This window comes from Micromonospora yasonensis (assembly GCF_026013475.1).
GTDB classification, from domain to species: domain Bacteria; phylum Actinomycetota; class Actinomycetes; order Mycobacteriales; family Micromonosporaceae; genus Micromonospora; species Micromonospora yasonensis.
Genome location: NZ_JAPDPH010000275.1, coordinates 1 through 8,300 on the forward strand (window position 1 = coordinate 1; position 8,300 = coordinate 8,300).

The 8,300-nt window shown below is 76.7% G+C and carries 2 protein-coding genes; both read left to right on the forward strand.

What is annotated here, in order from left to right; all coding sequences use genetic code 11:
* Window positions 1-245: 245 nt before the first annotated feature.
* The gene (locus tag ONA70_RS32440; RefSeq protein WP_265010304.1) at window positions 246-6,497 is read left to right on the forward strand and encodes a type I polyketide synthase; all 6,252 of its coding nucleotides are present in this window, start codon (window positions 246-248) and stop codon (window positions 6,495-6,497) included.
* A gap of 52 nt (window positions 6,498-6,549) precedes the next feature.
* Window positions 6,550-8,300, forward strand: a 1,751-nt coding sequence (locus ONA70_RS32445; RefSeq protein WP_265010305.1) for a beta-ketoacyl synthase N-terminal-like domain-containing protein, incomplete at its 3' end; no start/stop codon positions are given.

Sequence of the window (8,300 nt, forward strand, 5' to 3'; positions counted from 1 at the left end):
TGCAGGGTCACTCCACATTGGCCTTTTCGCTGGCCGCAGGCGGTCGCGATAGGGGTCGGCCTCGGGTACGGACAGGTCGAATCGGGGTTACCGCCCATTCGGCGTCCGCGTAGATTCGGGTGGGCGGCGACAATTCCCCGCCACCCGTGGAATTCCCACACCGCCAGGCGACGATCGGTCGTGAACCGCAATTTCTGCATTATCCCGCCGCGGTCCCGTCGACGAAAAGGCAGTGAATGGACGCGATGGCAGACTTCGACACGGCAGACCAGATCGCGATCGTCGGTATGGCCGGGCGCTTCCCCGGCGCCGACGATCCGCAGGCCCTGTGGCGACTGCTGACCGGACGCGGCGACGCCATCGTCGGCGTACCGACGCAGCGCTGGGACGCCACCGCCCAACTGGACCCGGAACGCGAGATCCAGGCCGTGGGGGGCTTCCTCGACGGTGTGGACGAATTCGACGCCGCCTTCTTCGGCATCTCACCCCGCGAGGCCGAGGACATCGACCCGCAGCAGCGGCTCATGCTGGAGGTCACCTGGCGGGCGCTGGAGGACGCCGGGCAGCCGGCCGCCGGCCTGGCCGGCACCCGTACCGGCGTCTACGTCGGCGCGTCCTGGCACGACTACGAACTCGCCCGCCGGGAGCGGGGCGCCCCGACCAGCCAGCACAGCCTGGTCGGCAACGCCCTGGACGTGATCGCCGCCCGGGTGTCGTACGCGTTGAAGCTGCGCGGCCCGAGCCTGACCGTGGAGACCGGCTGCTCGTCCTCGCTGGTCGCCCTGCACCTGGCCGCCCAGGCGCTGCGCGCCGGCGAGATCGACGCCGCGGTCGTCGGCGGGGTGAACCTGATCCTCGCACCCGACGTCTCCATCGGACTGACCCACTTCGGTGGCCTCTCCCCGAACGGCCGGTGCGCCGCCTTCGCGGCCGGGGCCGACGGCTTCGTCCGCGGCGAGGGGGTGGCTGTCGTCCTGGTCAAGCGGCTCGACCGGGCGCTGCGTGACGGCGACCGGGTGCACGGCGTGCTGGTCCGCTCGGTGGTCAACAACGACGGTGGCGGCGAGAGCCTGGTCACCCCCAGCCCGGAGGGTCAGCGCGAACTGCTCCGCCTGGCGTACGGCGACGGCACCGTGCCGCTGGACCGGCTCGGCTACGTCGAGGCGCACGGCACCGGCACCGGCCGGGGCGACCCGATCGAGGCCGGCGCCATCGGTGAGGTGCTCGGCCGGGCCCGTACCGTCGGGCCGCTGCCGGTCGGCTCGGTGAAGACCAACATCGGCCACCTCGAGGCGGCGGCCGGGATGGCCGGCCTGTTCAAGGTGCTGCTCGCGCTGCGCCACCGCACCGTGCCGCCGAACCTGCACGCCGACACGCTCAACCCGGAGATCCCGTTCGACCAGCTCAACGTCGCCGTGGTGCGGGAGCCGCTGGCGCTCCCGGCCGACGAGCCGGTCTATCTCGGGGTCAACTCGTTCGGCTGGGGCGGCACCAACGCGCACGTGGTGGTCGGCCCGGCGCCCACGCCGGTCGCCGGCCCGGCCGCCGAACCGCCGGACACCGGCCTGCCCGCGGTGGTGCCGCTCTCCGCCCGCCAGCCGGCCGCGCTCGCCGCCCTCGCCGGGACGCTCGCCGAGCGGGTGCCGGAGCCGGAGACCGACCTGCCCGCCGTCGCCGGGGCGCTGGCCTGGCACCGGGACCATTTCCCGCTGCGCGCGGCGGTGGTCGCCGACCGGCCGGCCGCGCTGCGGGACGGGCTGGCCCGGCTCGCCGCCGCCGAACCGGACGCGCCCGAGGACCCCGACCTGCCCACCGGCCGGGCCGTGCCGCACCGGCGCACCGCCTTCGTCTTCCCCGGCCAGGGGTCGCAGTGGCGGGGGATGGGCCGGGAGCTCTACAAGCGCAGCCCGGTCTTCACCGACGTGGTGCGCCGCTGCGCCGAGGCGCTGCGCCCGCACGTCTCCTGGGACCTCACCGCCGTCGTCGCCGACGAGGCGGGCGACGAGTGGACCACCCGGATCGACATGCTCCAGCCGACGCTCTGGGCGATGTCGCTCGGGCTGGCCGAGCTGTGGCGGGCCAACGGGGTGCACCCGGACCTGGTGCTCGGCCACAGCCAGGGCGAGATCACTGCAGCCACCCTGGCCGGCGCGCTCTCCTACGCCGACGCCGCCCTGCTGATGGCCCGGCGCAGCGCCATCGCCCGGCGGGCCTCCGGCCGGGGCCTGATGCTCGCCGTGGACCTGGACCGGGACGGCGCCCGGGAGGCGTTGCGGGGCTTCGAGGAGACGGTGGCCCTGGCCGTGCACAACGGCCCGCGCTCGTGCGTGCTCTCCGGCGACCGGGACGACGTGCTGACGCTCAAGGAGCTGCTGGAGGCCGAGGAGGTCTTCTGCCGGCTGGTCAACGTGGACTACGCCTCGCACAGCCCGCAGATGGCGGCGCTCCGCGACGACCTGCTCACCGCGCTGGAGCCGGTCCGCCCGACCGCCGGCACCGTGCCGCTGCTCTCCACCGTCCGGGTCGGACTGCTCGGCGGCCCCGAACTCGACGCCCGCTACTGGGTGGAGAACCTCTGCCGACCGGTGCTCTTCGCCGACGCCATGCGGCAGGCCTTCGACGACGGGGTCACCCACGTGGTCGAGATCAGCCCGCACCCGGTGCTCACCCCGGCCGTCGAGCAGCTCGCCGCCGAGCGCGCCGAGCCGGTCGCGGTGCTGTCCACCCTGCGCCGGGACCAGGGTACCGCCGAGGACATGGCCCGCGCCCTGGCCCGGTCGTACGTGGCCGGGCTGGCCCCGTTCGGCGGCCTGCCCAAGGGCCGCCGGGTGGAGCTGCCGGGCTATCCGATGCGGCCGGAACGGTACTGGCCGGCGGACCGGCCCCGGCGTACCGGCGGGCGCGGCTTCGAGGTGGAGCTGTCCCCGGCGCCCGGGCAGGTGGACACCTGGCACGCGCCGGTCGGGCTGACGCTGGCCGAGCAGCCCTGGCTGGCCGACCACCGGGTGCACGACGCGGTGGTGCTGCCCGGCGCCGGCATGCTCGCGTTGCTGCTGCTGGCGGCCCGGGCGCGGACCGGCGGCCGGCCGGGGAGCCTCGACGAGGTGGTCTTCGCCCGGGAGGTCACCTTCGCCGGCGACGACGTGCGACTGACCGTGGAGTGGCGCGACGACGTCACCGAGGGCGGCAGCGTACGCCTGCTGCACCTGCCCGACGGTGGCGCGGGCTGGACCGCGGCGGCCGGCGGCCGGGTGTCCTACCGGCCGGCCGGCGGCCCGGCCCCCGCGCATCCCGACTGGGCGGACGCGGCGGAGCCGACCGACACCGACGCCTTCTACCAGGACTGGGCCGGCCGCGGGCTCAACTACGGCCCGGCGTTCCGTCCGGTCCGGGCGCTGTGGGTGCGCCCGGACGGCGCGGAGGCGGTCGGCGAGGTGGTCCTGCCCGACCGGCTGCGCGCGGGCAACCGCCCGCACGCCCTGCACCCCGCGCTGGCCGACGGGGCCCTCCAGGTGGCGCTCGCGCTCTGCCCCGGCGACGAGGCCGTGGTGCCGGTCGCCGTGGACCGGATCGTGCTGCACGTCGACCTCGACGAACCGCCGACCACCGTCCGGTCGCACGTGGTGCGGCACGACGCCGAGCACTACGACGTGCACGTCTTCGACGCCGCGCGGCGGCCGGTGCTGACCCTGCGTGGGCTGCGGCTGCGCCCGCTGCCCCGCACCGCCGGCGGCACCGACGACGCCGACCGGCTGCACCGGCTCAGCTGGACGCCGGCCGAGCCGCCCGCCGTCCCGGCGAACCCCGGCCGCTGGCTGGTCTGCGGCCCGGCAACCCGGGGGGAGCTGGTCACCGCGCTGCGGGCGGCCGGCGCCGACGCGGTCGACGACGGCAACGACCTGCTGGCCGGCGACTCCCGCGCGGAGGCCGCCGGCGTGGTGTTCGTCGCGCCGGACGCCGAGGCCGGACTCGGCGCGCAGCGCCAGGGCCTGCTCCGGCTCACCGCCGTGGCCCGCGCCTGCGCCGGGCGCGGCGCGCCGCCCCGGCTCGCCGTGGTCACCAGCCGGGCGCAGGCGGTCCGGCCGGACGACCGACCCGACCCGGGTGCCGCCCTCTACTGGGGTTACCTGCGGGCCCTGCGCCGCGAACACGGCGAACTCGACCCCCGGGTGATCGACGTGGACCCGGCCGACCCCGACCGCTCCGCCGGGTGCGCCGCCGAGCTGCTCGGCGGGGAGGACGACCAGGTGGTCCTGCGTGCCGACGGCCGCCGGGTGGGCCGGCTGGCCCGCGGCGAACTGCCCGAGGGGGACGACGCCGAGCTGCCCGCCCCGCGTACCGCGGCGCAGCCGTTCCGGGTCGTCCCGTCCCGGCCCGGCCGCTGGGAGGGGATCGTCCCGGTACCGCTGGCCCGCCGCGCCCCGGGGCCGGGCGAGGTCGAGGTGGAGGTCACCGCCACCGGGCTCAACTTCATCGACGTGATGAAGGCCGTCGGCACGTACCCCGACCCGTCCGGCGGGGCCGGCCTGCTCGGCGGCGAGTGCGCCGGCCGGGTCGTCGCGGTCGGCGACGGGGTCACCGAGCCCCGGCCGGGGGACCGGGTGGTCGCCTGCGTCTTCGGGGCACTGGCCAGCCACGTCACCGTCCGAGCCGGACACACCCGGCCGATCCCCGCGGAACTCACCGACACCGACGCCGCCGGCCTCCCGCTGGTCTACGCCACCGCCTGGTACGCCCTGGCCGACCTCGGCCGCCTCGACCCCGGCGAGACGGTGCTGGTGCACTCGGCCGCCGGCGGGGTGGGCCTGGCCGCCGTCCAGGTGGCCCGCGCCCGCGGCGCCCGGGTCGTCGCCACCGCCGGCAGCGCGGCCAAGCGCGAGCACCTGCGGGCGCTCGGCGTCGTCGACGTCTTCGACTCGCGCGACCTGGGCTGGGCCGCGCAGGTCCGGGCGGCGACCGGCGGGCGGGGCGTGGACGTGGTGCTCAACTCGCTGACCGGCGCGGCGATCCCGCTCGGGCTGGACGTGCTCGCCGAGGACGGCCGGTTCATCGAGATCGGCAAGAAGGACATCTACGCGGGCCGGCCGATCGGGCTGGACGCCTTCCGCAAGGGCATCACCCTCGCCGCCGTCGACCTCGCCGGCCTGATGGACCGGCGACCCGACCGCTTCGCCCGGCTCTTCGCCGACGTCTGGCGGCGGATCGCCGACGGCACCCTGCCGCCGCTGCCCACCCGGGTCTTCCCGTTCCCCGAGGCGGCCGAGGCACTGCGCGACATGTCGCACGGCACGCACATCGGCAAGCTGGTGATCGCCGACCCGACCGCCGTCGACGCGGTCACCGCGGTGCCGCTGCCCGATGGGCGGTTCCGGGACGGGACGTACCTGATCAGTGGTGGCCTCGGGGCGCTCGGCCTGGCGCTGGCCGAGTTCCTCGTCGCGCACGGCGCGGGCGGCCTGGTGCTGTTCGGCCGCTCCGAGCCCACCCCCGCGGGACAGGCCCGGGTCGCGGCGCTGCGCCGCACCGCCGCCGTCGAGGTGCTCCGCTGCGACGTCGCCGACGAGGCCGCGCTGCGCCGGGCCCTGGCCGGGGTACGCGCCGCACTGCCGCCGGTGCGCGGGGTGTTCCACGCCGCCGGCCTGCTCGACGACGCCACCGTCGGCACGCTCACCGCCGAGCAGGTGGCCCGGGTGCTGGCGCCCAAGGTGGACGGCGCGCTCGCCCTGGAGGCGGTCACCGCCGACGACCCGCTGGACCTGTTCGTCCTCTTCTCCTCGGCCGCCGCGCTGATCGGCAACGCCGGCCAGGCCGCGTACGGGGCGGCGAACGCCTGGCTGGACGCCTTCGCCGAGGCCCGGCGGCGCGCCGGGCGGCCCGCGCTCAGCGTGCAGTGGGGCCCGTTCGGCGACGTCGGCCTCGCCGCCGCCGACGAGAACCGGGGTGCCCGGCTGGCCGAGCGGGGCATGGAGAGCTTCCCCACCGGCGAGGCGTGGCCGGCGCTGCTGCGGATGCTCGGCCGCGACGAGCCGGTGGTCGGGTACGTGCCGCTGAACCTGCGTCGCTGGTTCGACGCGTACCCGGACACCGCCGGACTGCCGAGCTGGCAGTGGCTGCGGTCGGCGGCCCGGGACGGCGACAGCGCCGGTCCGGCGCACGGCTTCCGGGGCACCCTGCTGCAGACCCCGGCCGCCGAGCGGGCGGCCCTGGCCGAGGCGAAGGTACGCGAGCTCGCCGGCCGGGTGCTCCGGCTGGACGCCGACCGGGTCGACCGGGAGACCCCGTTCAAGGACCTCGGCCTCGACTCGCTGATGGGCCTGGAACTGCGCAACCGGCTGGAGCAGGCGTTCGGGCTGCGGCTGTCGCCCACCCTGCTGTGGACGTACGGCAGTGCCCGCGCGCTGGCCGGTGCCCTCTGCGAGCAGTTGGCCCGTACCGCCGAACCGGCCGAGCAGGAGGGGGTGGGCACCGACTCGCCGGTGCCGAGCACCACCGGCTGATCTTCGCGTCACCGCCCGCCCGACCGCATCCGCGCCCTGAGGAACCGAGGTCATGGACGACACCGACAACGCCGCCGCCAAGCGGCAGGACGCCCAGCTCAAGCGGGCCCTGGCCACCATCCGGACGCTGCGCCGCAAGCTGGACGAGCGGGGCGGCGACCAGCCCGTCGCCATCGTCGGGATCGGCCTGCGGCTGCCCGGCGGGATCGCCGACACCGAGGCGTACTGGACCGCGCTGGCCGCCGGCCGGGACCTGGTCGGGCCGATGCCGCCGGCCCGGCAGGGCCCGTTCGCCGCCGAGTGGGCGGAGCTGCCGCAGCGCGGCGGCTTCCTCGACGAGGTGCTCGACTTCGACGCCGACTTCTTCGGGATCAGCCCGCGCGAGGCCCGCGCCCTCGACCCGCAGCACCGGCTGCTGCTCGAGGTCGCCTGGGAGGCGTTGGAGAACGCCGCCGTTCCCGCCGACCGGCTCGCCGGCCGCCCCGCCGGGTTGTACGTCGGCATCACCGGACAGGACTACCGGGACTGGCTCCCCGGCGAGCCGGACGCCTACTGGGCCACCGGCAACGGGCACTGCTTCGCCGCCGGTCGGCTCGCGTACAGCCTGGGGCTGACCGGGCCGGCCATGGCGGTTGACACGGCCTGCTCGTCCTCGCTGGTCGCGGTCCACCTCGCGGTGCAGGCGCTGCGCCGGGGCGAGTGCGAGGTGGCCATCGCCGCCGGCGTCAACCTGATCATGTCGCCCCGGTCGACCCGGCTGGTCGTGCAGACCCGGTCGCTCGCGCCGGACGGTCTGTGCAAGGCGTTCGACGCCCGGGCCAACGGCTTCACCCGGGGTGAGGGCGCCGGCGCGCTGGTGCTCAAGCCACTCGCCCGGGCGGTCCGCGACGGTGACCGGATCCACGCGGTGATCCGGGGCAGTGCGGTCAACCAGGACGGGCGGTCCAGCGGCTTCACCGCGCCGAACGTGCTCTCCCAGGTGGCGCTCATCGAGGCGGCCCTGGCCGGGGCCGGCGCCGGACCCGCCGACGTCGGGTACGTGGAGGCGCACGGCACCGGCACCGCGCTCGGCGACCCGATCGAGATGGAGGCGCTGGCCACCGTGCTCGGCCGGCGCAACGGGGGCGCGCCGCTCGCGGTCGGCTCGGTGAAGACCAACCTGGGCCACCTGGAGGCCGCGGCCGGGGTGGCCGGGCTGGTCAAGGCGGTGCTCTGCGTCCAGCGCCGGCAGGTGCCGCCGGTGGTGCACCTGCGTACCCTCAACCCGCGCATCGACCTCGACGGCACCGGGATCGTGGTGCCGGACCGGCTCGTCGACTGGGCCGACGGGGCCGGCCGGCTGGCCGGGGTCAGCTCGTTCGGGATGAGCGGCACCAACGCGCACCTGGTCATCGGCGCGGTCGAACCGGACGAGCTGACCGAGCGGCCGGCCCCGCCGAGCGGCCCGGTGGCCGGCTTCGTGGTCTCCGCCCGGACCCCCGAGGCGCTGCGTGAGCTGGCCGCCGCGTACGCCCAGCGGGTGCGGTCACTGTCCCCCGAGGACTACCCGGCCTTCGCGGCCACCGCCAATACCGGGCGCAGCCGGCTGCCGGTGTCGGCGTGGATCGCCGCCGCCGATCCCGACGCCGCCGTCGCCGGCCTCACCGCACTGGCCGCGGGCGAGCCGCCGGCCGAGGCCGATCCCGCCGCGCTCGCCGACGCCGCGGCCCGGCGGGCCGTGCTCGACCTGCCCAGCTATCCGTGGCAGCGCCAGCGGCACGCCCCGGAACTGCCCGTCGGGGAGCCGGGCGAGCCCGGACCCGC

Bases quoted from the DNA above. Each gene is read 5' to 3' on its own strand.
- ONA70_RS32440 (WP_265010304.1), top strand. From the start codon at position 246: ATGGCAGACTTCGACACGGCAGACCAGATCGCGATCGTCGGTATGGCC.